Annotated in this window: 26 protein-coding genes and 1 pseudogene; 1 reads left to right on the top strand and 26 read right to left on the bottom strand. The window is 48.3% G+C overall.

All coding sequences use genetic code 11. From position 1 onward, the window contains the following. Positions 1-50 precede the first annotated feature (50 nt). The 7 genes from MJ611_RS03575 to MJ611_RS03545 form a co-directional block, all read right to left on the bottom strand. Entirely contained in the window at positions 51-434 is a 384-nt protein-coding gene (locus MJ611_RS03575; RefSeq protein WP_250428048.1) for a nuclear transport factor 2 family protein, read from the bottom strand. Positions 435-495: 61 nt separating this feature from the next. Next, positions 496-1,335, bottom strand: a complete 840-nt coding sequence (locus tag MJ611_RS03570; protein WP_250428047.1) for a sulfurtransferase — start codon at positions 1,333-1,335, stop codon at positions 496-498. A gap of 134 nt (positions 1,336-1,469) precedes the next feature. After that, complete coding sequence (locus tag MJ611_RS03565; protein WP_250428046.1) at positions 1,470-1,811, bottom strand: zinc ribbon domain-containing protein YjdM; 342 nt, start codon at positions 1,809-1,811, stop codon at positions 1,470-1,472. A 101-nt stretch (positions 1,812-1,912) separates the two neighbouring features. Further along, entirely contained in the window at positions 1,913-2,326 is a 414-nt protein-coding gene (locus MJ611_RS03560) for a hypothetical protein (RefSeq protein ID WP_250428045.1), read from the bottom strand. A 61-nt stretch (positions 2,327-2,387) separates the two neighbouring features. Continuing rightward, positions 2,388-3,035, bottom strand: a complete 648-nt coding sequence (locus MJ611_RS03555) for a hypothetical protein (protein WP_250428044.1) — start codon at positions 3,033-3,035, stop codon at positions 2,388-2,390. Between the two features lie 82 nt (positions 3,036-3,117). Next, positions 3,118-3,876 (bottom strand): hypothetical protein, encoded by a 759-nt coding sequence (locus tag MJ611_RS03550; protein ID WP_250428043.1) that lies wholly within the window; start codon positions 3,874-3,876, stop codon positions 3,118-3,120. A 328-nt stretch (positions 3,877-4,204) separates the two neighbouring features. Then, a complete protein-coding gene (locus tag MJ611_RS03545; protein ID WP_250428042.1) occupies positions 4,205-4,711 on the bottom strand; it encodes a PaaI family thioesterase in 507 nt (168 codons plus the stop codon). A 285-nt stretch (positions 4,712-4,996) separates the two neighbouring features. Between MJ611_RS03545 and MJ611_RS03540 the strand changes: the two genes are divergently transcribed. Then, positions 4,997-6,499 (top strand): T9SS type A sorting domain-containing protein, encoded by a 1,503-nt coding sequence (locus MJ611_RS03540; RefSeq protein WP_250428041.1) that lies wholly within the window; start codon positions 4,997-4,999, stop codon positions 6,497-6,499. A 68-nt stretch (positions 6,500-6,567) separates the two neighbouring features. On the opposite strand, the gene MJ611_RS03535 is transcribed toward MJ611_RS03540, so the two are convergent. The 19 genes and pseudogenes from MJ611_RS03535 to MJ611_RS03445 all read right to left on the bottom strand — a co-directional run bounded on the left by MJ611_RS03535 (position 6,568) and on the right by MJ611_RS03445 (position 24,111). Further along, complete coding sequence (locus tag MJ611_RS03535) at positions 6,568-7,413, bottom strand: geranylgeranylglycerol-phosphate geranylgeranyltransferase (protein ID WP_250428040.1); 846 nt, start codon at positions 7,411-7,413, stop codon at positions 6,568-6,570. A 79-nt stretch (positions 7,414-7,492) separates the two neighbouring features. Next, positions 7,493-8,170 carry a hypothetical protein gene (locus tag MJ611_RS03530; RefSeq protein ID WP_250428039.1) on the bottom strand — a complete coding sequence of 226 codons (678 nt, stop codon included), beginning with the start codon at positions 8,168-8,170 and terminating at the stop codon, positions 7,493-7,495. Between the two features lie 129 nt (positions 8,171-8,299). Further along, positions 8,300-8,494, bottom strand: a complete 195-nt coding sequence (locus MJ611_RS03525) for a cold-shock protein (protein WP_250428038.1) — start codon at positions 8,492-8,494, stop codon at positions 8,300-8,302. Between the two features lie 115 nt (positions 8,495-8,609). Beyond that, on the bottom strand, positions 8,610-9,107 hold the full coding sequence (locus tag MJ611_RS03520) for a KdsC family phosphatase (protein ID WP_250428037.1): 498 nt from the start codon (positions 9,105-9,107) through the stop codon (positions 8,610-8,612). Positions 9,108-9,199: 92 nt separating this feature from the next. Then, a complete protein-coding gene (gene iscX, locus MJ611_RS03515; RefSeq protein ID WP_250428036.1) occupies positions 9,200-9,442 on the bottom strand; it encodes a Fe-S cluster assembly protein IscX in 243 nt (80 codons plus the stop codon). 123 nt (positions 9,443-9,565) lie between these two features. Further along, positions 9,566-9,895: a 2Fe-2S iron-sulfur cluster-binding protein gene (locus MJ611_RS03510; RefSeq protein ID WP_250428035.1), complete on the bottom strand. Its 330-nt coding sequence runs from the start codon at positions 9,893-9,895 to the stop codon at positions 9,566-9,568. A gap of 91 nt (positions 9,896-9,986) precedes the next feature. Next, a pseudogene (locus MJ611_RS20670) lies at positions 9,987-10,814 on the bottom strand (Rossmann-like and DUF2520 domain-containing protein); the annotation flags it as partial. 103 nt (positions 10,815-10,917) lie between these two features. Then, the gene (gene ccsA / locus MJ611_RS03500; protein ID WP_250428033.1) at positions 10,918-13,509 is read right to left on the bottom strand and encodes a cytochrome c biogenesis protein CcsA; all 2,592 of its coding nucleotides are present in this window, start codon (positions 13,507-13,509) and stop codon (positions 10,918-10,920) included. A 71-nt stretch (positions 13,510-13,580) separates the two neighbouring features. Next, positions 13,581-14,018 carry a cytochrome c maturation protein CcmE domain-containing protein gene (locus MJ611_RS03495; protein ID WP_250428032.1) on the bottom strand — a complete coding sequence of 146 codons (438 nt, stop codon included), beginning with the start codon at positions 14,016-14,018 and terminating at the stop codon, positions 13,581-13,583. Positions 14,019-14,189: 171 nt separating this feature from the next. Beyond that, positions 14,190-14,474, bottom strand: coding sequence for a CcmD family protein (locus tag MJ611_RS03490; protein ID WP_250428031.1), 285 nt, complete (start codon positions 14,472-14,474; stop codon positions 14,190-14,192). Further along, complete coding sequence (gene ccsA / locus MJ611_RS03485) at positions 14,461-15,126, bottom strand: cytochrome c biogenesis protein CcsA (protein ID WP_250428030.1); 666 nt, start codon at positions 15,124-15,126, stop codon at positions 14,461-14,463. The genes MJ611_RS03490 and ccsA (MJ611_RS03485) overlap by 14 nt, the downstream gene beginning before the upstream one ends. A gap of 195 nt (positions 15,127-15,321) precedes the next feature. Beyond that, on the bottom strand, positions 15,322-15,963 hold the full coding sequence (locus tag MJ611_RS03480) for a heme exporter protein CcmB (RefSeq protein WP_250428029.1): 642 nt from the start codon (positions 15,961-15,963) through the stop codon (positions 15,322-15,324). 726 nt (positions 15,964-16,689) lie between these two features. Continuing rightward, positions 16,690-17,424, bottom strand: a complete 735-nt coding sequence (gene phoU, locus MJ611_RS03475; protein ID WP_250428028.1) for a phosphate signaling complex protein PhoU — start codon at positions 17,422-17,424, stop codon at positions 16,690-16,692. Positions 17,425-17,485: 61 nt separating this feature from the next. Continuing rightward, entirely contained in the window at positions 17,486-18,250 is a 765-nt protein-coding gene (gene pstB / locus MJ611_RS03470) for a phosphate ABC transporter ATP-binding protein PstB (protein ID WP_250428027.1), read from the bottom strand. A gap of 6 nt (positions 18,251-18,256) precedes the next feature. Beyond that, positions 18,257-19,114 (bottom strand): phosphate ABC transporter permease PstA, encoded by an 858-nt coding sequence (pstA, locus tag MJ611_RS03465; RefSeq protein ID WP_250428026.1) that lies wholly within the window; start codon positions 19,112-19,114, stop codon positions 18,257-18,259. Then, entirely contained in the window at positions 19,107-19,982 is an 876-nt protein-coding gene (gene pstC / locus MJ611_RS03460; protein WP_250428025.1) for a phosphate ABC transporter permease subunit PstC, read from the bottom strand. Before pstC ends, pstA begins: the two co-directional genes overlap by 8 nt. A gap of 77 nt (positions 19,983-20,059) precedes the next feature. Beyond that, positions 20,060-21,067 carry a PstS family phosphate ABC transporter substrate-binding protein gene (locus MJ611_RS03455; protein WP_250428024.1) on the bottom strand — a complete coding sequence of 336 codons (1,008 nt, stop codon included), beginning with the start codon at positions 21,065-21,067 and terminating at the stop codon, positions 20,060-20,062. A 217-nt stretch (positions 21,068-21,284) separates the two neighbouring features. Further along, positions 21,285-22,469 (bottom strand): porin, encoded by a 1,185-nt coding sequence (locus MJ611_RS03450; protein ID WP_250428023.1) that lies wholly within the window; start codon positions 22,467-22,469, stop codon positions 21,285-21,287. Between the two features lie 355 nt (positions 22,470-22,824). Beyond that, a complete protein-coding gene (locus MJ611_RS03445; RefSeq protein ID WP_250428022.1) occupies positions 22,825-24,111 on the bottom strand; it encodes a porin in 1,287 nt (428 codons plus the stop codon). Positions 24,112-24,451 lie beyond the last annotated feature (340 nt).

Below are 24,451 nucleotides of genomic sequence, written 5' to 3'. Positions count from 1 at the left end.
TATGGGAACAGGTACAAGCACACTTCTGTACCTGTATGCAATGTTTAAAATTAACTGAAATCCTGCAGGCGGATGATCTTGCCGTCCTTAAACGTGAAAACGGACTTTCCCTGCAGCTCCAGCTTATCGCCTGCCTTTAAGCCATTCGGAAGGTCAATGGCAAGTACAGCTGCGTAATCAACCTCTACTACTGCCTTGTCACCTTGAACTTCCAGGTTAGTTATGCGTTGCTGTCTTTCTGAAAAATAGCCTGCCGCCTCCTGAGCCTGTGCTCTGAAGCTGTCGGTTCCGTTCAGTGTGAGCGTAGCCTCGCCATCTGAGATATTTTCAAATACGATCTCCGGGTGCATGTACTCCATCATGCCTTCTACATCAAAGCTGTTGTAGGCTTCAGTGTACCTTTCAATAATTGTCCGGATTTCAGAGTTTTCCATAATTAGTTGTCCATGCGTGTAAATAGCAGTGACTGGTAAGGCAAGTATAAATCACAGCCGCTTAGCTTCCTGTCGCAATCGTGCGCCCGCTTCTCGACCATTCGCTCCAGGAGCCTACATAAAGCTTGGGTATACCCAGGCCGGCATAGTCCATGGCCAGCAAGGTATGGCAGGCTGTAACGCCGGAGCCGCAATGCACGATCACCTGCTCCGGGCCTCGGTTACCAACAGCATTTTTATACTTAGCTTTCAGCTCTTCGGCAGGCAGGTATGATCCGCTGCTGTTCAGGTTCGACATAAAAGGAATGTTAACTGCGCCAGGTATGTGGCCGGCAACGAGGTCAATGGGTTCTTTCTCGCCCCGGAAGCGTACGGCCTCCCGGACATCCACCACCAGATAAGCAGGGTCCTGTGCGGCTTTTTCTACTTCCTCAATTGTAGCTATAGGTAGCTGCCAGCCGTTTTGCGGGTAAGATGGCTGCGGCGTTGGGATTTCCGTTGCTGCGCTCACAGGCTCGCCGGCAGCAACGGCGGCATCATAGCCACCATCCAGCACCTGCACTTTGGTGTGGCCAATGGCGCGCAGCATCCACCAGAAGCGGGCGGCAGCATTGGCGCCATACTTGTCATCGTACACCACCACATGGCTATCGGGTTGTATGCCCAGCCTGCCCAGCAGCTCAGCGAACCGGGCTGCGTCGGGCAAGGGGTGGCGGCCACCTTCAGCGGCGTCGGCTGCTTTCTGAGCCAAGTCGGTTTCCAGGTCAACGAAAAGGGCGCCTTTCAGGTGCTCTGCTGCATACTTATCTCTGGCATCCGGCCCGGTGCGCGCGTCTATCAGCACCAGGTTTTCTTTCTGTGCCAGTGTAACCAGTTCCTGCGGTTTTATGATGGGAAGCATAGGCTGATATAGTTTAGCTTAGATGTACGCCAGATAACGAGTAAGTATATAAGCGGATTAGAAGCGCTTAGCTGTCCAGCTTTCTTTCTATTTACTGCTTCGCCGCTAGTGCCACATACACGCTGCGATGTTGATTACGCCTTTTTTACAAACTCTGATTTAAGTGCCATGGAGCCAAAGCCATCAATTTTGCAGCTGATGTTGTGGTCTCCGTCTGTCAGGCGTATGTTTTTCACTTTAGTGCCGGCCTTTAGCGGTTTTGGAGCACCTTTTACAGGTAAATCTTTGATCACTACAACAGAGTCTCCATCCGCAAGCAGGTTTCCGTTCGCGTCTGTTACTTTTAATCCTGTATCTTCTTGTATTTCATTCGGGTTCCACTCGTTTCCACACTCCGGGCACGCGTACATATCATCGCCCATTGCGTAACCATAAGGTGAGTTACATGCAGGGCAAGGTTTCATTTCTTCTGACATAATGCTGTTCTAATTTATTGTATTTGTTTTGTTTACAGTTCCGGCTATAAGGTGTCTTAGCTAAAGTATAGGTGGGGCTAGCAGCTGTTGTTCTTATTTTTCTACTTATTTTCTATTCGCAATCTGTATTCACCTGTCTCAAGGTACTGCTTCCATAACTTCATATTAGAGAGCGTAAGAGGAAAGTTTATCTCTGGGCTATCCCAATCGTAAATTACGGTTTCTATCATTTGACCTTCTTCTGTTTTAGTATCCCAGACGAAGTATTCAGAAAAGACCAAGGCAAGGGCAATCGAATTGATGTCTTCAAATGTTAAGTTTCCATTCAAGCCTTCATTGCACAAACTTAGTAGATGTTCCTTTCGAACTTGGTATGTTGAGCCATCCTTGATCTGCTCTACATGCACCGATGTAGTGTCGGAAGTTGCCCTTCTTTGAGTGTGCTTAACATTCTCAGCTAAGGATTTTACTAAAATCCTGTTTTCGAAGAAGTCTCTTAAGACTGATTCTTTCATACTTTAAAACTACTGCTAACGGGCTTGGCCATAAGGCGGCGTAGCTGGCTTATGGGTATGGTTAGCGTTTGTATTTCTTTGTTATTCTTTCTTCTTCTGATTCAGTCTTCAAGATGATTTCTTTTGAAGTCACAGAATCTATTACTACACAATTCCTTAATCCGCCGATTTGCTCCTTTACACATTTGGAATCCGAGAAATCCTTAACTACTATTTCCTTCTTATTCTTTAGGTCAAGGAGTTTTAGCTCTTCGTTTTCTTCATATATGTTTGTGATGTAAAGAATTACCTTTTCTGATTGGTTCACATCTACCCAAACCCCATTCATCAATTCCTTGCCTGTCTTCTTGTCAATCAGCTGTATCTCGTGAGGATTCCCTGAACCGAATGACTGCACAAAAAGGAAAGTATCGCCAAAGTCTGCCCCGATGTAACCAAGGTTCTTATGAAGCATTGGATAGCTTGTCTCGCTCAACTGCTTAATATCCCTTTTCCCTTTTACAAGTGTAAGGCTTTGTAGTCCTTCTTCTATTGTTGTGTCAAGATAGACTCTGTAAGAAAGGTGGTAGCCTTGACTTAGAAGCGTGTCGTAACTATACTGCTCAATTTCTTTTTTATTCAATTCTATTCCTTTACTCTTTTTGTCCTGTGCATTGGTAGCACAAGCAAAGAGTAGGATTAGCAATATGATATGTAGAGCTTTTATCATTACTTATACACGCTAACGGCTAGTATAAAAAACGTGCTCGGCCATCGGCCGAAGCTTGATGTTTATACAGTGTTAGCATTTGTTATTCTATTTTATGCTTCAATGAATTCAGTAATCTTACTTCAAAGTCTTTTATTATTGTCTTTGCCCAAAAGTTAGCATACCCATTCATTTTTGAGTTCAGTGAATACTCACAAGTTAGAGTAAGTTCTGTTTCATTGCTGTTTATCTTGTTAAGTCGATAATATATTCTGTCAAAGTAAAAATTACCACTTTGCAGTAGATGTTTGTCTGTCGGCAAATCTCTTAACTTGGATTTATCGAGAAGGATTTCGAACTCTACGTAATGCAGAGTGTCAATCTGGGAAATACGTTCATGTAATCTAAGACCGTCTGAAAAATACCCTATTCTTAGTTTCTGACCGTCTGTAGTGTACACTTTTGATTTAATTGGCCTTGGAACGCCAATCCAGTTTAATAATCCATAGTTGTATTCTGCGTCTTTGATTTCTGGCACTTCTAAAATGTTTTCCCAAACAGCTTCTTGGCTTGTATTGATGACAATTTGAGTTTTTACACTAAATTTCTCTGACTTACTTGGTAAAAGTGACTCAACAGGATTAAGAATAAATGGCAGAAGAACAATTGAGTAAAGCTTCTTAGAGCTTCTGTTCTTGATTAGAGGTGCCACGACTAAGCCAACTATTCCCGCTGTTATTAAGAATGGGAATGAAATTATTAAAATGCAAAGCCAATCTTCAATCCCGCTTGACAACGTAAGGATAAAAAATAGCAGAACACTTAAGAAGGGGAATCCAAACTGTTTCCATCTTGAATTCAATATTTATTCTCTAGCAAAAACTATTGGAATAATTGCGATGACAACTGGCAAAACCCATACAAAGGAAACAGTATATATGTTATATACATTATAGATACCATCAACTACTTCTCTTTCGCAAATCAGTCTGTAGATAAATCCATAAACAGCGCCAAGTAAAATTCCAATGTATTGTATATATTTCATTCTTCTAATTAATGCTAACTACCCGCTAAACAAAACTCTATTCCTGCTATCCTCTCATACCCGGCGGCTAAACGGAATAAGTCACAAATTTATACTTCTAAGTATAGCATTTATACTATAGAGCCAAGTATAAAATTCAACGCTATACTTGCTTTTTGCTCTTTGCCTTAAAAGACCATGTAAACCGGAAAGAGGCTACCTGCGCGCCTGTCTCATCTGTGCCGGTGCTGGTAACAGTTACGGTCTGCCCTTCGCCGGTAGCTTTTGCTTTGTCAACGGCTTCCTGTATGCGGCGGCCGTCTTCGCAGCTGAACCGGATCACGCCCACTGCTTTTCGGGTAAAATCAGCATCCATGCCCACCACCAGCATCGAAACCGGCGGCTCCGACTTATACACATGCATCATGCACAACACCCCCGTCGACAGCTCTGCGGCCATACTCAGGCAGGCAAAGTATATGGAACCAAAGGGGTTTTTGGTGAGGTACTTATAAGGTATGGTAACCGTAGCGCGCTCGTCGGTAAGGGAGCTGATGCGCAGGCCGGCCAGGTACGCCATCGGCAGCTTCGACAGCAGAAACAGCCGGAACTTGGCTGGGGAGGTAACCATGTTGCGAAACGCTTCGGCGGGAGCTTGTTGTGTTGCCATTATACTTGGTTTATACGTGCTATGATCGGTCATTTCCGGGCGGCACAGGCACATACGGGCAGCTTGCCACCTCTCCCGGAAACCTATTAAAGATAATCAAGTATCTGCTAAAGTAAACGATCAATCTTCTTTGTTTCAGTGGTGTAAGGTATGCCTGCCCGGAAAGGGTTGAAAGGTATACTTAAACACAAAAGCCACGTAGTAGTGCTATATAGTAGAATGCTATTATCAGATCCTGACCAGAATTTTATTACTGCTTTTTTACTTACTAAAACCAAATCTTAGATGAAAACACCTGTACGCATGTTATTTGCGGTATTAGTGGCCCTCTTTTTCTGTGGCGCTGCTGCTGCCCAAAGTCCTGCCATTTCCAGCACGTTGAAAGACGCTCAGAACGTAAAGGCAAAAGAAACCCTTGTAAACTTTACAGTAACCACCACACAGGGCAATGCGCCGGCAGGCACCATGGTAAAAGGGCGTTTCGAGTTTACGAACGCAAACATTGCCTACAAAGCCCCTCTCATAGACCTGGAGTACGAGGAAACAGCCAATAACTGGAAGAAGCTGCCGGTAAGTACAGCCGGTGCGGCGGAGTTTGGCCCTGCAACCGGGTTTGCACTTGGCAATACCAGCTTTAAATTCAGGGTAAGGTTTAATGCAGCTGATGTGTATAACTATAACCTGAAGCTGGTGCCTGCCTCCGGTACCGGAGATCCGGTTGCTGTTGCCAGTGAAAGCGTTACGGTAGATGCCGTAGAGGAAGCCATCATAAACAGTACGCTTGATGTGATCGAGGGCATCACGATCAACAAAGAGGTGGAGTTTCAGGCAATTGTAAACGCGCAGGACAGGCAAGGCGACCTGGTGAACGTCGTGATGAAGCTGAAGAACCCGGCACAAGCCGGCAAGATCACGCTGAAGTTCTCTCAGGATACAGAAAACCCGGTTTACAGTCCTCTTACATTCAATGACCAGGGCGAAGCGAAGGCAGGTCCGGAAGGTGGTTTCCCGTTAGAGGGAGAGGCGTTGCGTTTTGCTGTTACGTTCACGGAGGCGGGTATCTACGACTATACTTTCCTGTTGCTGCGCGAGGACGGTACCCTGCTGGCTTCCGTAGATGAAAAGGCTGCCGTTGCTGAATTTGAAGGCACTGCTATCTCAAGTACCCTCAACAACAAGGCAGATGTAAAAACCAACACTGCCACAGACTTTGCCGTGACCACAGCCCGTGGCGCTGTAGAGGCCAACACACCGGTGCGCATCAAGTTCACCTTCGACCAGGCAGCAGTTGGCAAAGTTACGATGCAGGCGCAGGCAGCCGGCGGAACCACTTTTGAGCCAATGACAATCAGCAACGAGGGCGTAGCCTTCTACGGTCCGGAAGCCGGTTTCACGTTTGCAGATGCTACTACCAACTTCAAGATCACGTTTGCAGAGGCAAATACCTACCGCTATGCCATGCAGGTAATTAGAGTGAGCGATAACAAAGTGCTGGCAGCTGCTTCTGAGGCCGTGAACGTAACCGGGGTTACAGCCGTGAAAGATGAGATCGAGAACACGCGCATCAGAGTATACCCTACCCTAGCTAACGGTGCAGTAACCGTAGACCTGGGCACGGTGCGCAACGCGCAGGTAACGGTGGTAGATGCCTTAGGCAGAACAATGGTAGCGCTTGATAAAGTAGATGAGAAGGCTGAGATCAACACGACTGCCTTTGCGAAAGGCTTATACTTTGTCAGAATAGTAAAAGGAGGCGAAGTGGCCATCAGCAGATTTATCGTCAGGTAACAAGTATACTTTTATACCTTTTGGAAGAGGCCTGGGCAAATGCAGTTCAGGCCTCTTTCTTTTTATACTTACCCGATCAGCAGCATCGAAAGTATACCAAACAGCATGATGACCTTGCACACGTTGCTCAGGTACGTAAAGTCGCGTTTACGGTCGGCACGTACCAGTTTAACGACAAGGTATATACTGGGCAGCAGCACCAGCAGCAGCATGTATACATCGAACAGGAGGGAGGTACGCGGATGCGCCACCACTACCAGCAGAAATGCCTGAAAAGCAGCAATGATCGGGTAGAGTACGTACTTGGTGCGACGCAGTCCGGCCACGATCGGCAGCGTGCGGCAGTCAAAAGACTCATCGCCTTTTACATCTTCTATGTCCTTGATGATCTCCCGGATCAGTGAAATGAGGAAGGCAAAAACAGCATACCCCAGCGTAATGTTGTTCAGCACATCGGCGTAAACCGCTACCACTAGCAACATGGAGGCAGAAAGTAGTGCGATGGTTACGTTGCCCACCAGCAGCATCTTTTTAAACCGTGCCGAGTAGCCCCACAGCAACAATACAGCCCCTAAATTGATCAGCCCTACCGGTATCGAAAGCAGCAAGCCTATGGCCACACCCAGAAAGGAGAGCAGCAGATGCGACACCATGGCCGGGCGGCGGCGTATGGCTTTGCCCACCACCACGCGGTGCGGCTTGTTGATGGCGTCGATCTTGATATCGTAGTAGTCGTTGATGATGTAGCCTGCGGCGGCCACGCAAACCGTAGAGAAAGTTAGCGCCAGAAAGCGCGGCTCCAGCACACTGCTCCAGTCGATGCCTGCAGCCAACAGGCATGCCTGCACCAGCGCCTGACAAACAACGATCAGGAGCAGGTTAGGAAAGCGTATGAGGTTTAAAAAGTCTTTCACAGTGAGAACGGATTGGTGTATACCCTGTGCGAGGCGTAGCCGAAGCATAAGGTATAATCTGTATTGAGTATAGTTGTTTTTATTTCAGTCTATACTTCTTTGACCACTCTTCCACGCTTAGCGGCTTTGACTCGTTATTCGGGAAAGTGAGTTTTATATACTGGTACTGTTCCTGCGTTAGGAAAACCGCTTCTCCTTCATTACCGCCTGACATGAGGTAGAGCCGTTCTGGTGATTTACTTCTTTTCAATATGTCATTCACCATTTCAGCGTACCGTTTTGCTGCCACGCCCCAAGAGTTAGCACTTCCTTGGTCATTTCTGAAGATGACATACTCTTTGCCGTTCACCCAAATGATGTGGTTTAATCCCCCGTTCTGAGTGTATTCTTCTATTTCATTCTCTATCTTCAGATTTACATTTAGCTTTTTAAAGGTCCTGTCCATATCAGACAGGTAACTTCTAAAACCACCTTCTTCATACAAGGTCTCTCCGTCAAGCCCATACAGCCTATAATCGGATGATTCAAACCTAGGCATTTCATAAGAGGTCACAAGTGCGCCATGTGTGGCGTAGCCTTCGGCAAGTGCTTTTTTTAGTTCAGCTATTTTGCTTGAATGGGCATACTTGAAATAACCAAGCGTCTCAAGTTTTTGAACAACTTCTTTGCCTGAAGGCTTTTTCTGGAAAATGTTCTTGAAACTAAACAGCATAACTATCGAAGAAAGGCATAGGGTGAAAAGTAGGACCTTTTTCATTGATTACAATTTTACTCAACAGCTGGCTAACGCAAAGTTACGGAGGGCAGGTATGAGGCGCAATGTAAATAGCAGGCATAAAAAAGCCCCTGCAGGGAGGGGCTTTTTTATGTAACGGTAAAGTATAACTTAGATTCTTTGCACGTTAACAGCGTTGATTCCTTTTTTACCTTCTTGTGTGTCGAAAGCTACACGATCGTTCTGCTGGATCTGCAGTCCGTTCAGGCCGGTTACGTGTACAAAGAAATCTTCATTTGTCTCGTCTTCAGTGATAAAGCCGAAACCTTTAGACTCGATAAAGAACTTTACTTTTCCTGTTTTCATAAATTATGAATAATTAATAATAATAAATTTGATTGAAATGTAATAACTAATTTATATATATGCAAGAATTATTTAAGAGAAATTTACTATTTGATTGAAGAAAAATATAATAAGATTACCAGGTATCCTGGGCCTTCATAATTTTCTCAATCAGCTCACGCACAGCACCCCTGCCCCCATCTTTGGTAGAAACAAACGTGCAGATCTCCTTTACATCATCGGCAGCGTCGGCAGGGCAGGCGCGCAGGCCGCAACGCTGCATCACTTCCAGGTCGGGCATGTCGTCGCCCATGTAGGCCACGGTAGCCGGGTGTACTCCCTGCATGTAAATGTAGTCCTCAAAAACATCCACCTTGTCGTCGGCTCCCAGGAAAATGTCTTCTATATCGAGCTGCTCCAGGCGCAGGCGCACGCCCGGTTCGTTTTTGCCTGAAATGATTGCAACGCGGTAGCCCTGCCGGATGGCATGTTTGATAGCGAAACCATCCTTTATGTTGAAGGCGCGTACCTGCTCGCCGTCTGCAAAACAATAAAGCAGGCCGTCGGTAAGTACACCGTCCACGTCGAATACAAACGTGTTGATGCGGGTAAGATCTGGTTGAGTAATTGACATGCTGTAAAAAAGAAAAAGGTTCTTTACGAGAAAGAACCTTTAAAAGTATATAATATCTTTAATATTTAAAGCAACAAAGGCAGGAAAATACGTTAGTCCTGGTTGTCGCGCCACTCGTACACCCAGGCAGCCTGTATCTGCTCCAGGTGGCCCTCGTTGGCCTGTTCGCGGGTGCCTTCAAAGTTCGGAAGAGAGAGTACCCACTCCAGCAGGTCCGTGAAACGGATGCGGTATATCTTTGATTCGGAGAAATCGTCGCCAAACTTCTCGTAAAGCGCCATTGCTATATCTTCGTAATCGCCCCAGTGTATCGGCGGCTCATAGTTATTGCTCATATCTCATACAGTTAACAGTAATCAGTAAACAGTTTTATCAGTAAACAATGATCAGTTAACAGTAAGCATTTATACTTGTATCAGAAAACTGATTACTGTTTACTGGCAACTGATCACTGAAAATTAGTGGCCCAGGAAGTCCTGTTCCGGAATTGTTACAACGATGTCTTCGTTGCCCTGCACCACGCACTGGCAGCCCAGTCTGGAGTTGATGCGCGGATCTACAGCACGGTCGATGTAATCTTCTTCTTTATCAGAGATCTCCGGCAGGTCGTCCATGCCGGCCTCGATGTATACGTGGCACGTGCTGCAGCCGCATACGCCACCGCAGTTGTGCTGTAACTTTATATCGTTGTTGAGCGCCACATCCAGTACAGATTCTCCTTCTACAGCGGGGAGTACCTGATCAGGCGAGCCGTCAGCAAACTTAAAGGTTATATTTACAACTTTCATAAGTCAAATAGTATTTTGGGTGCAAAGTTATGAAACCAGCGACCCGATTCCAACCTGCTGGCCGTTTTGCACCTGCTAATCATAACAACACTCACCCTGCGTTGTTTTCTTCAGCTTTTTTGTGCGGACCAGAGGCAGCCTGTATGCTTCGTGTCAGTTTCAGGTATAGCTCCTGGTAAAGCGGCTCTGGCTGCAGCATGCGCAGGTGTTCCTGCACCACATTTTCGTCGTGGCGGATAGCCGGGCCTGTTTGCACGTTAAACGGATGTTGTTGCAAGGCCTTGGCAATGGTTTCCTGGATAAGCGGCTGTAGCAGATCGGCGGGTAGCTTTGCCTGTTGCAGCAACTCCTGGGTAATGCCGAGCAGATGATTAGTAAAATTGCAGGCAAAAACGGCAGCCAGGTGCAGCTGCTTGCGGCTGCCGGAGGTAACGTGGTGTACCTGTTGGCTGATGCTGTTGGCTACAAGTTCCAGTTCGGCAACTGTCTGTTCGTCCTGCGCCTCCACCAGTATGGGTATGGTTTTAAAATCAACAGGCTTGGTTTTGGAGAAGGTCTGGAGCGGGTAGAAAACACCTGCCCGAGCGCCTTTAACAGTGCCTAATAAAGAAAGCGGCTGAGACCCGGAAGTATGGGCAACCAGGGTTCCTTCGTTTACCTGCAGCTGCGTTGCCACGGCCTCCAGTGCGGCATCCGGTACAGCGATCAGCACCAGGTCTGCATCCAGTGATCTGAAGTCGGGAGTGGCAAGCGGGGTAGCGTGGGGTAAGCGGCTGGCCAGTGCTTCCCGCTGCTCAGGGGTGCGGCTGTAAATGGCTACCACCTGGTGTTCAGCTGCTGTCAGGGCAGGGGCAAGATGCCAGGCAACGTTTCCGGCACCCACAAGTATCACACGCTTCGACCTGTTCTCCTGCATGGTTTTCTGTTTTAGGTTGTGCTACTGCAAGTATAGCAGTTTTATACCTGATATAAAGCAAAAGCCCCTGCCGTTTGGCAAGGGCTTTTGTAAGTGGTTTTATACGTTAGGCAACCTGTGCCTTTGTTGCTTTTTTAGCTGGTTTTGCGTCTGGAGTACCACCTTCTTTGTTGCGGCGCACAATGGCCATCACAAAGCCAACAGACATGATGATGGTACCGATCCAGAGTATATTCACAAACGGTTTTTCCATCGCCTTCAGGATCACATAGTCCTTCTGTGTTACGTTCACACCGATTTTGAACTTGTTGTTCTGCGTGTCGATGTTCATGAAGGTGAGTCGGATGCCTAGGTCTTCGATCACTTCCGGAACACGTCCCATCATCTGGTCTTTGATCATGAGCACCGGGTGGGCATGGTAGTTTTTGCGCTCACCCATGATCTTCATGTCTGCCTGCACGGCCACGTCACCGTTTTTCATGGAAACGCCTGGTACGTTGTTGATGCGCTCAATGCCGTTGAATACTGCTACATAATCGTTCAGGATGATGGTGTCGCCGGCAGAAAGCTCATACTCCTTCAGTTCGCCCCAGTCTTTCTCCTCGTTCGGATCCGGAACCGTAGAAACGTGCGTGTACAGGTCTTTGTTAACGAAGTGCTTGATGTCCGGAGAAGCCAGCAGGCCCATGTTCGGGTTTACCTGAGCACGCGGATACAGTACAAACTGCTCTTCGTCGCTCTTATACTCCACCTCGTAGTAGGTGTTCTCCGGAGAAACAATCTCCAGCGTATCGCCGGTTTTGTAGTATACTTTATCTTTTACCTTGATGTCGCCGCGGGCAATAGCCGTGTATTCATCCGCCGTTTGGAACAGGAGTTCTTTGCTCACATACTCCGGCACGTCTTTCACTTCCAGGAACTGGCCCCGGTAGCTTACTTTATACTTGTCCATCTGCACCGGAGTGTTGCGCCACAGCAGCACGTTGTCGCGGTTTATCTCATCCGGAAACTCACGAGAGTAAAGCATACCCGAATTGTTTACCGAGATGATGTTGGAGTAGCCCGAAGAGAACAGGATACCGATCAGCATCAGGGCAATACCGATGTGTGCTACTGCGCCACCTGACAGCGATACCTTTTTCTGCAGCAGGCCAAGTATGATGCTGAAGTTGGCAAATACGGCAAACAGCGAGGTAACAAACAAGGTAATGTAAACCGGGTTATCCAGCTTAAATGGCAGGAAGTCGAACTTGTTCGAAAGTATGATCACTAAGCTGGCAAACAGCAGCGTAAGCATGAGCGGCATTGTGATGGCATCTTTGAAGCTGTTTTTGTTCGCTTTTTTCCACCACAGCAGCTGTCCGATACCGGTAAGGATGGCTACGCCTACACCTGCCCACAGCTGGAACTTGGTATAGTGGGCGATCTGGTCGGCAGGTAGCGCCGCGTTAGACTCAATTCCGATAAAGCCCAGGAAAGAGTTGTAAACCGGGATAGAGGTGGTTACCAGTACCTGGAAACCTGCCAGGCATAGTACAGCCGATCCTACAAACACCCAGAATTCAGCGCTGTAAGTAGACAGTTCTTTCTCCGTGGATGGAATCTGCTTCCAGCGGTACACCAGCAGTGCAACCGACAGCACCATAAAGGCTGCCATGTAGGTAAACAGCTGACCGGACAAACCTAAGTCGGTGAAGGAGTGTACGGACGCATTGCCCAGAATACCACTACGGGTAAGGAAGGTAGCGTATAGAATCAGCAGGAAAGACGTGATAACAAGTATAAACGAGGCAGCCAGGCCCTGCTTGCTGCGGCGGTAGGCCAGCATGGTATGGATAGCGCCAACCAGCACCAGCCACGGAATGTAAACGGCGTTTTCCACCGGGTCCCAGTTCCAGTAGCCACCGAAGTTCAAGGTTTCGTAAGCCCAGTAAGCACCCATCATGATGCCAATACCCAGCGTAACGGCTGCAAAGTGCGACCATGGCAGCGCAGGTTTAACCCACTCAGTGAATTTTTCTTTCCAGAGGCCGGCAATGGCAAAGGCAAACGGAACAAGCGTAGCAGCAAAACCCAGGAACAGGGTAGGAGGGTGAATCACCATCCAGTAGTTCTGCAACAGCGGGTTCAGGCCGGTACCATCCTGCGGCACAAAGTTGGGGTCCATCTTGAACACAGGGGCATCCGCCATGAAGTCACGCATGAGGATGAATGGAGAGGAGCCCAGCTTGAAGTTGCCGATCACCACACCCAGAATCATGGAGGTAAGGAAAAGCTGCACAAACGAGAAGGTCGCCATCACAGGCGCTTCCCAGGTCTTGTTCTTCTTACCAAAGTTGATCAGGGCTATTCCCAGCAGCACGTGCCAGAAGATCCACAGCAGGAAAGAGCCTTCCTGGCCTTCCCAGAAGCAGGAGATCATGTAATGCACGGCCAGGTGATTGGAAGAGTGGCTCCAGGCGTAATAATACTCGTAGCGGTGCTCGTAAATAATATTGAAAAGAGCAAAGATTACGACCATAACAGCCAGGCCGTGCACATAAAAAGCACCACGGGCAAAGTTGCGCCAGCTGGTATCACCACTGGCTTCGGTCTTCTGACGCGCCGCCATGAAATAGGCATAGGAGGCTACAATGGCCGCAACAAAAGCCACAATCACACTTGCATGGCCAACGTCCCCGATCAGCGTATTTATCATTTTGTTAAATTAGAAAGTTAAAAAGTTGGAGAGTTTGAGAGTTGAGCAATCGTCCCGACTCTAAACTGTAATTAAAGCTTTGCAGCTGTTCCGGGTGTATTAGCAGACACCTCTTTTTCTGTATACTTGGATGGGCACTTGAGAAGGATCTTGTCAGCCACGAACACATCCTGCTGCATGTTGCCTGTGATCACTACCTGCTCCGAGCGCTCAAAGTCCTGTGGTTTCGGGTTGTAGTATACCACACGCTGCTCCATACGGTTTGTATCTACCAGCGTAAAGGCAAAGTAGTTCGGGTCGATCGTCGGGTCGTATTGCATGCCCACGATATGTCCTTTGTCATCTTTTTTCAGGCGGCCTACTACGTGTACCTTGGTTGTGCTACCATCTGCTGCCAGTTCTTTAGCCTCTCCAAAGGAAACGTAAGTGCTGGCGTCGCCGGCAGTAGACATGATGATGCCAATAGCCAGGGCGATCACGATAATCCCGATGATGTGTGACTTTTTCATCTTTTATGAAAGTATATGTGCTCTTTTTCTGTTAGCCTAACACGCTTCGGATCGTTTTAAATCCATTGCGGGAGGCTATTTTTATACTTGGGCAAAAGGGGCAAAAAACTGTTGTTTTGATGATGCTCCTGTTCCCTGTTGCGTCTTTACCTGAGGAACCGACCCTGCTTGTTACCGGTTCACAAAGTCGTCTTTCAGCTGCTTTTCCAGTCGGCTTACCTTGCGGTCCACGGACACGAGGTAGATGATCAGGCCCACCAGTATGGTAAGCAGCACCGCTACCACCACGTAAATTTTGCCATCCTGGCGCAGGGTATCAGCCATTTCAATCTCGGGCTGTGGCGCCGACGAAAATTCTACCTCCGTTGTTTGGGCAGGCTGTGCCTGTACCGGCTGCAGACCTAGTGCAGCACCCAGCATAAAGCACCACATGGCCAGTATTCTAAACATTTTCATATATGCGTTGTCTCAGTAATTCTAATCTTGATTTCACGTTCACGATCCAGATGCCCAGCAGCGTCCAGCCCAGTACGGCAGGGTAAAACACCATGCGCAGGCGGTTGTCCAGGTCGTAGGCGTTAAAGCCGGGGTTGCCACCGTTGCCCGGGTGCAGCGAATCGGTCAGGCGCGGAAGTATGAACAGCAGCGGGATAAGGGCGGCAAAGGCGAAGATGTTGTACACGGCACTGATGCGGGCGCGCTGCTGCTGCTCGGCAAAAGAGCTGCGCAGTACCAGGTAAGCGAAATAGATCAGCAGGCCAATGGCGGCGCCGTTCTGTTTCGGGTCGTTGCTCCAGTACTCGCCCCAGGTAAAGCGGGCCCATTCCATGCCGGTAACAATACCCAGTACCCCAAACAGGATGCCAACCTTTGCCGCCTCATGAGCAACAATGTCGTTCTTAACTGTTGGGTTCTTGAGGTATTTGATCGAGTAAACCACCGATACCAGCAGGATCAGGATCATGCCAAACCACATCGGCACGTGGAAGTACAGGTTGCGGATCGTTTCGTTGAGGATAGCCAGCCGGGGAACCTCCGTCAGCATGCCGGCTACTACCGTAAACACCAGCAGCAGCACAGTTAGTATTTTCCACCAGTTCTTCTTCATGTTCCTTTTTAATCTTATACTTGAGGTGCAGGTTATTTAAGCTAATCCCGCACCAGTCACTTTATACTTTATCTAACAGTTCTTGAGGTGCAATTGTCACCAAACCAGCTGCTTATATTGCAATTTCTTCCCAAATCCTTTCCTTCTGCACGTTGTTTTTGCTGGTAATTACAGGCTTGTTTTCGCGCCACAAGCTTACGAACGCCAAAGGTACGGGAACAAAATATAAGAAACAGTGATAACGATCATGTTTATGGCAAGCAAAGTAAGCAGTTCGTCGAGGCTGGCGCTACGATCCAGACCATCCAGGGCGTTTTTCGACATCTTGATGAGCATGAGCAGCATGGGCACAATTACCGGGAAGCTGAGCACCGCCATCAGGGTGCTGCTGTTGGCTGCTTTGGAAGCAATGCCTGAGATCATGGTAAGGGACGTGGCAAAGCCTATGGCGCCCAGCAGGATAGAGAGCAGGAACATCGGCACGTCCTGCACAGGGTTGCCCAGCACAAAGGCATAGAACACAAAGCAGATCAGTGCCAGCACCAGCATCAGGCAGGCGTTGTAAAGGATCTTGGAAAGTATAACCCCCTGCGGACTGACGATGGAATAGAAGTAGAGCAGCCGCCCACGGTTTTCCTGCATAAAGCTTTTGGCAATGGCATTAACCGACGTGAACAGCAGAATGATCCAGAGGACGGCGTTCCAGACCGGTACTGTAAGCACATTGGATCGCAGCCCGAAACTGAGGTAGCACACAAACACCGTGCTGCTGACGTAGAGCAACATGCCATTGAAGGCATACTTCTGCCGCCATTCCAGCACGAAGTCCTTCTGCATCAGGTATAAAACTTCTTTTAACAGCACCTTTTCAAATTTGCTGCAAAGTTACGACACAAAAGATTGGAAAAGTAGTGTTTATGTTAAATGATGACCAGGATCAGTTTAACGCCGGATGCAGAACGCTGATTTATACTTTATACTTTATTCAGGCAAGCCTCTGCTTCGTAGCAGCTTTTCTTCCCCAGTCCTACTTGCCCATACTTTCATTTCTAGCTTTGGTGCGCTCAGGGCCGCGGGGCCTCGTCCTCGGGCATCGCGCTGGGAGCTTTTCCTTTGCTCCTGCGTCGCAATGTTGCTCACGCAACACCGGAAAAACTCGCATAGGCGCTCAACCCAAGGACTGGAAATGACACTGCTTCGTGAGCGGCTATGCAACTTCAACCATGTCCCCCTTTGAAGGGGGTAGGGGGATGACCTGCAGCAGCTATGAAACTTATACTTTGCACATAGCAGTAGCGGAGATTCCCCCTCTTGAGGGGGCAGGGGGGACCAGTAAACCTCTATCATAGCGTGAGCGTCTTCGCGCTTGACCTGCTAACGTGTGGGCCTCCGGCCCAGTCGAGTCACAGACTCGACATTATACTATGACACGGGTTGCAAACCCGCGCCGTCAATAGGAGAGTGAAGTGGCCATACCTGCTATCCAGCTAGTTAACCAATAAAAAAAGCACGAACCTTAGCCCGTGCTCTTGTTATACTTTGCTGCAGTTAATCTATCAGCAATCAGCTTATAGCATTACCGTTATTGTTGCCATTACCATTACCATTACCATTTTCTTTGCCGTTCTCTTTATCCTTCTTCTTCGACTTGTGCTTCACTACTTTGGCATCCTGGTAGAAGATGATCTCCTCGGCAATGTTGGTTACCTGATCGCCTACTCGTTCCAGCTTTTTGATGATAGAGAGCAGGATCAGTCCTTCTTCAATGCTGTCCGGGTTTGCACGCAGGTACTGGGCAATGATACGGTCGGATTTACGGTAGATCTTGTTGAGCATTTTGTCGCGGCGGAGCAGCGCGCGTGCCTGGTCGGTGTTGTTTGCTTTGTAGGCAATGCGGCAATCATGAAACATTGCCAGAGCTTCGTCGAACATGGCCACTGCTCTGGTTATTTCAAGCATCTCAGGGTTGAAGGGAACCTCCCGTTTCTGGACGAACATCGAAATGCCTTCCGCTGTATCGCCGATACGTTCCAGGTTTGCGTTGATCTTGAGCGTAGCAAGTACCAGGCGCAGGTCTACGGCAACGGGCGTGTACAGGGCCAGCAGGTTTTCGCACATGCGGTCTATTTTCACGTCGAAGTTGTTTACCTTCTTGCCGAGCTTCACCACTTTACGGGCAAGTTCCTGGTCAGCGTTCAGCATCGCATCGCGGCCGCTTTGCAACTGATACTCTACCAGATCCCACATTTCCATTAGTTTAACCTTGAGGTTACTCAGTTCTACATCTATATGGTTCATTCGTTGATCTCTCTGTTTTTAAATGAAAACTAATTTTATACTTTGAGGCAAAGTATAAAACTTACCCGAAACGGCCCGTAATATAGTTCTGCGTACGCTCGTGTTTCGGGCTTGTGAACATGGTTCTGGTTTTGGCAAATTCCACCAGTTCGCCCATGTAGAAGAACGCCGTATAGTCGCTCACCCGGCCGGCCTGCTGCATGTTGTGCGTCACGATCACGATGGTGTAATCGTTCTTCAGTTTAAAGATCAGCTCCTCAATCTTGGCAGTCGAGATCGGGTCCAGGGCCGATGTAGGTTCGTCCATCAGGATAACCGAAGGCGAAATGGCAAGCGCGCGTGCAATGCAAAGGCGTTGCTGCTGCCCACCGGATAAGGCCAGGGCCGATTTGTCTAGCTTGTCTTTTACCTCATCCCAAAGCGCAGTCTGGCGCAGCGATTTTTCAGCAGTTTCTGCCAGTACCCGTTTGTCTTTGAGGCCCTGTATTTTCAGGCCATACACCACATTCTCAAAGATGGTTTTCGGGAACGGGTTAGGCTTCTGGAACACCATGCCCACTTCCTTGCGAAGTTCATCTACACGAACGTCTTTCGCGTAAATGTCGCGGCCGTCCAGCAGGATGTCGCCTTCCACCCGGAAGCCCTCGATGTAGTCGTTCATGCGGTTAAGGGTACGCAGGAACGTAGACTTGCCGCAGCCCGAAGGCCCGATAAAGGCTGTAACAGCCTTTTCTTCCATGGCAATGTTGATGTTTTTGAGCGCATGAAAGCTGCCGTAATAGGCATTCAGATCCTTCGCCTCTAATTTATAGTTCTTCTTACTCATAAGTTCTTACCACTTAACACGCTTCTGCCACTTGTTTCGCAAGTATACAGCGATACCGTTAAGTATAAATGTAATTAAAAGTAGTATAATAATTGCAGCGGCAGCATTTACTAAAAAGTCTGCCTGTGGTCTGGACGTCCAGTTAAAGATCTGGATAGGCAATACGGTAAACTCATCTGTAGGGGAGGTTGGTACAAAAGGAACGTACGCCAGCGCACCAATTACGATCAGCGGAGCTGCTTCGCCTACTGCCCTGGAGAGCGCAAGTATAACGCCTGTTAATATACCCCCGAACGAAGCAGGCAGTACCTGGTTCCAGGTGGTTTGCCACTTAGATGCACCCAAGGCATAAGAGGCGTCTCGGATGCTGCGCGGCACTGCTTTGATCGCCTCACGGGTAGTTACGATAATGATCGGAAGTACAAGCAACGATAACGTTAGCGCACCTGCCAGAATGCTGCCTCCTAAACCCATTACGCGCCCGAACATTTCCATGCCCAGCAAACCATAGATGATGGAAGGCACACCGGCAAGATTCGCAATATTAACTTCGAGGAAATTAGCCAGCCTGGTTTTTTTGCTATACTCTTCTAAGTATACGCCTGCTGCAATGCCCAGCGGGAAAGCAATTACGGAGGTCAGTACCAGAATCCAGAGCGTGCCTGCCCAGGCAGTAAGTATACCTGCACGGCTTGCTCTTCTGGATGGTAAGCTTGTTATAAAATCCCAGTCAATGCGTGCTAAGCCTTCTATCAGGATGTCGATGAGGAATATGGCAAGTATAACCAGACCAATAAAGGTGCAGAACACCCCAAATACCTGGAAAGCCTTATCTTTCAGTCTGTTCTTTTCTGCGTTAGTCATATTTTTCCTGGTATTTCTTTTTGATCCAGAAGCTGAGGTTGTTCAGCGCGAACGTGAAAACAAACAACGTGATACCTGCAGCAAAAATGGTACGATATTCCAGTGAGCCGTGCGGCACGTCGCCAAGGCTTACCTGTACAATGTAAGTGGTTATCGTTTCTATAGGTACTGTTGGGTCCAGTGTAAGGCGCGGCTGCTGACCGGCGGCAATGGCCACGATCATGGTTTCGCCTACTGCCCTGGAAATGGCAAGTATAACCGACACTACAATGCCTGAAGAAGCGGCTGGTACCATTACTCCGAAAGCTGTTTGCAAACGTGTAGATCCCATGCCATAAGCAGCCTCGCGCAAAGAACGTGGCACGGCACTGATGGCATCCTCGCTCAGCGACGAGATCATCGGGATGATCATGATCCCCATTACAATACCCGCTGAAAGTGCATTGAAACCTGCCAGTGACGGGATCAGTTTCTGCAGGAACGGAGTAACGACGGTAAGTGCAAAGAAACCATAGACAACAGTCGGGATACTGGCTAAGATCTCGAGCAGCGGCTTAATTGTTTGTCTGAATCGTCCGGGTGAGTATTCGTTCAGATACACGGCAATGGTCAGGCCAATTGGTAGTGCTACCGCAATGGCAACAGCTGTAGTTAGCAGGGTGCCGGCTACCAACGGGAGTATACCAAAGTGTTTTTCAGCAAATAATGGTGTCCATTGTTTATCTGTCAGGAAATCAATAATGGATACTTCGCTGAAAAAGCGTACCGATTCTGACAGCAATACCCAAACAATGGCTGCTGTGATGAGGATGGTTATAACAGCGGATAACCATAGTAACCCTTCTATAATTCGCTCTTGTACTCTCAAAGTGTGAACTTATTTACACACCAAATGCGGTACCTGCCGGAACCGCATTTGGTGTTGTTTTATACCTTTGAATCCAATTATTTTTTTGCACTACCAGATGCAAACTGCTGGAATTTTGCTTTCTGTTCTTTGTACTGTTCTTCCGGCATTGGAATGTAACCAACTTCTTGACTCAGTGTAGCAGCATTATCCAGGTAAAAGTTAACAAACTCTACTACTTCGGGGCGAGCTGTTGCCTTTGAGTTTACATAGATGAACAGAGGACGGGAAAGCGGCGCATAGGAACCATCTTTTACTGTCTCCATGCTTGGCAGGATTGCACCCTTACCGTTTGCATCGTTTTGATCGTCTACCGGTACTGCTTTTAATTTGCTTTGGTTTTCTTCGTAGTAAGCATAGCCAAAGAAACCAAGGGCAAGCGGGTCTGTCGATACGCCCTGTACCAGCACGTTATCATCCTCGCTGGCAGTATAGTCACCGCGGCTAGAATGGCTTTTGCCAACTATAGCTTCAGTAAAGTAATCGTAGGTCCCAGACTCAACACCGGCTCCATACAAGTGAATTTCCTTGTCAGGCCATTCCGGACGTATCTGGTTCCACTTTTTGATTTTGCCTTGTGCAGCAGGCTCCCAGATCTTCTTCAGTTCTGCTACCGTAATTTCTTTTACCCAATTGTTTTCCGGGTGCACCACAACGGTCAGGCCATCAAAAGCTACCGATAGCTCTACGAAACTAATGTTGTTCTCTTTAGCCGCATCAGCTTCTTCAGGCTTAATGGAACGGGAGGCATTAGCCAAATCAATTTCTCCACGTGAGAATTTCTTGAATCCGCCGCCGCTACCCGATACACCTACGGTAACTTTCACATCCGGAGCCTCAGCACGAAACTCTTCAGCTACAGCCTCTGTGATCGGATATACTGTAGAAGAACCATCTATCTGTATACTTCCGGTAAGGTTTTCAGAAACTGTACCATTGGTACCTTCTTCGGTTTTGTTATTTCCACCGCAAGCACCTAAAAGTAAGCTTCCACCTAAAAGAATTGCAAAATTCAGTTTTGTGTAAGTAAGCCTAACGTTTGACATAAGCTTTGATTTTTGAATTGGTTTATATGTTTTCTTGGAATAAACTTCGAATAACTGCCTGAGGTTACTTTAAAATAAAGATATATAAATCAGGAGGTTGTGTTTGCTGCTTTAACCTTGTTTATATTCAGATTATCCAGTTCTATTTGGACTGCAAATAGATGGACTAAATACCGGATTAGGAACAGCACAATGTTAAGTAATTGTTAAGAATTGATTAGAAGGCCAGCTCCATTTGCAGCCTGAACTGGTAGCGGTCGTCGCGGTTTTGCTCCTGCTGCAGCGTAAAGTCGCTTTGCACTTTCAGGGAGTGCCCCACAAGGTATTTGGAAAGGCCAAGGGTGTACTGTTGCTGCTCGCGCTGACCGATGCCGGCTGTCGGTTCATAGTTGGTATAGCGGCCTGCAATTTCCCAGTTTGCCGGGAACAGGTAGCCTGCCTGTATGTTGAAAGCATTACCGGTCGTAAAAGCTTCCTCCACGTTGCCAAGCGAATCCAGGGCAACTACGGCTCCGTCCGGCGCCTTGCGGTTGGCGTACTCCGCCATACTTGAGAAGCCTCTGTACTTGAACATGGCATCCACAAACACGGTGCGCAGGTCGCGTTGTGCGCTCAGAAAGTCGCCCAGCTGGCCCTGCTCTCTGGCAGCATTGTCGTTGTAATCGTACGTAGCTGCGATGGCCAGTTTGGGTGTTTGCTCTCTTTCCAGGTCGCCGCCTACGTAGTCGCCATCCCCTTTAAAAGCACCCAAAGGCAGAATTTCGAAACGGGCAGTATAATCATACCCGCCGGAATTGTTAACCGTGATATCGCGGCCTTCCCCCATGGATATAGAGCCAATCTCACGAAGTATAACAGTGCCTACCTGGTGCTCGTTGTGTAGCTGCAGGCCGGCATCGCGGTCCAGGTTAAAGCGGGAGTTGAGCAGGCTTCGGTCTACAAACTGCATTTTCTGTGACGAAACCACACGCTCGCGGTTACCAGGCAGTTTTGTCTGGCCTGCCCAGAGCGATAAGGTTGGGGTCATCTGCCATCTTGCAACGGCATCCAGGATGATATTATCTGCGTTGTTGGTCTGCTCCGGCGTGTCGTTGCCAATGTCGCTGTTGCTCAGGCCAAGCTCTATTTTATACTCCAGCTTGGGCGAGTAGGCAAAGCCATCGAACTTAAGGCGTGCTCTGCGGATCAGGAAACGGTCGTCCCACTCTTTGGTAGCCGGGTTACTGCTGCCCTGGTATAGTGTCTGGAAACGTGCGCCTATTTTAACGCTGAAAGAGGAATCTGCTGCAACGAATTGGATGCCTTTCCCGAATTTTGTCTTGTTTTCTGATTGGGCCTGCACGTTGCCAAGTGCAGCGGTAGCGAAGAGTGCAATTAGTACTCCTTTTACTTTGTTACGCACGATACTTTATACTTTTAGGTGAGAGATACTTATAAAGTTGTGCCACTATACGTATTCCAGTCAGAAATTATACATCTGCAGTAGCCTAAGCTGTAGCTGTATGACTGGAGTTTCAGGGCACTTCACCAGGCTGCTAGTCAGGCTGCTTAATGAATTCTTTATTCTACGCTGCAAAATAACCGCTCTAGTATTACCCCTCCGTTATGCCAATGTTACCTTAATGTTAAGGTTTGCAGGTATACGTAACAGAAGGCCGTTCTTTTTGTACTATGGTAAGCTGCGTTTAAGAGCACTAAAAAAGAAACGTCTGCAGGGTACGGGGCTGCAGACGTTTCAGGGAAGTATGGGAGTGCTGCTAGAAGTTGAACTGCGCCTGTAATCTTAAGCGGCTGCCGTGTTGCCTGTTGTCGGGATTTGCAGCATTCCGGGTTGTTCTGTCGCCAATGCTGTAGTCGGCAGTCAGCTCCAGGTTCTTGAAGGCCAGCCACTCCAAGCCAATTTCTGTTTCGTACACGGTGTGGCTGGTCGCGTCGCGCTCATGCTTTTTGCCGCCATCGTAGTGCTGTACTTTCACGAAGGGGATCAGTACCTGCTCATTCAACTTCATGCGATACATCGCCTGAGCATAGCCGCCGTGCAGCCGTTTTACTTTGATAGACGACGTTGCCGGGTCAAACTCCGGTCCGCGTCCCAGGTTATACTCTGTCTGGAAACCAAACGGCTGAGGGTATACTACCAGCGAGGCAGCAATGCGCTGATCGGTGAAGCCTTTTTTGAGCAAATCTTCTGAAGCCACCGTTACACCCGAAGAAATCTGATCGGCAGTGATCACATACTTGCCGGTATAGGCCTGCAGTCCTGGTTCTATTATCTGCTTGCTGCCCACCTGCAGCGGGTAAGAAACGCGGGCTACCACGTGCTGTGTATTATTGGCTTCCGGCTTGTTGGCAGTCTGCCCGTTAAAAATGCCTATGCCAACTACGCCATAGTCGCCGGAGCCTTTCAGGCCTTCGTCTGTCAGCATCGAAAAGCGTTCTCTTATTTTTTCCGGAGCCCAGTAAAACATCACACCCAGGTCGCGCTCATTGGCAATGGCGCTGTTCAGCGCGTCAGCTCGGTCCAGCGTCAGGCGGTTGCTGCTTGATTGCAGGTTCTCAAAGCCGTACGGTATCTTGCTCTGCCCTATCCGGAAGCGGAATTCCTTCTGCTTGTCCAGCGCTACATCAAAATAAGCGTCGCGCAGCTGAAAGAAGTTAAGGGCCGACGAAGAGGCAGAAGAAGCAAAGTCTGGCTGGATGTAGAAGTATAAACGGTCGCTTACGTTGCCGCTAAAGATCAGGCGCCCGCGCCTGATAAAAAGGCCGCCGTTCTCACCCAGCGATCGGTCGCACTGCTCGCACTTGAGTTGGTCGTTTGTTTCGAGCAGGCGGTTGTATCTGACCTGCGCATAACCACGGATCGAGATGAGCTCGTACCAGGATTTTTTCTTTGGCTTTTCGGCTACGGATGCCTGCTGCACAACAGGCTGGGCAGCAGGGGCTACCTCTGTGGTGTCTGTGGTCTGTGCCTGGGCTGTTGTTGCAAAGCCAAAGCACAAAGCTGTTCCTAATGCCAGGGCAGCGTTGATGATCTTCTTCAACATTGTTTTGGGTGAGATAAGGTAAACTAACTGCTGTTTCCTGTGGCGGGGTCCGGCCGCAGCAGGAAGGCAACCACCGGAGAGCCTGAGTGCAAAAGTATAAATTAGTTACAAGTGCACCCTGGCCTCCGGCAATACAAAGTTCGCCTGCGCATGTTACCTCTAAATTATGCCAGTATTAAGTTAATGTTAACAAAAAAGATGGAAGTACAGCCTGGAAATGCCGATAGTATACGTGCCCCTATATAACCAAGGTGTGGCTGAAAGCACATTTAACCGAGAGGTAATATTGGCCCTTGATCTTTAACAAACTCATAACCGTGCGGTGATTTTAAGGTAAAAC

The sequence above is a fragment of the Pontibacter ruber genome (genome assembly GCF_023630205.1).
GTDB classification, from domain to species: Bacteria; Bacteroidota; Bacteroidia; order Cytophagales; family Hymenobacteraceae; genus Pontibacter; species Pontibacter ruber.
This window is presented reverse-complemented; position numbering and strand designations above follow the sequence as displayed.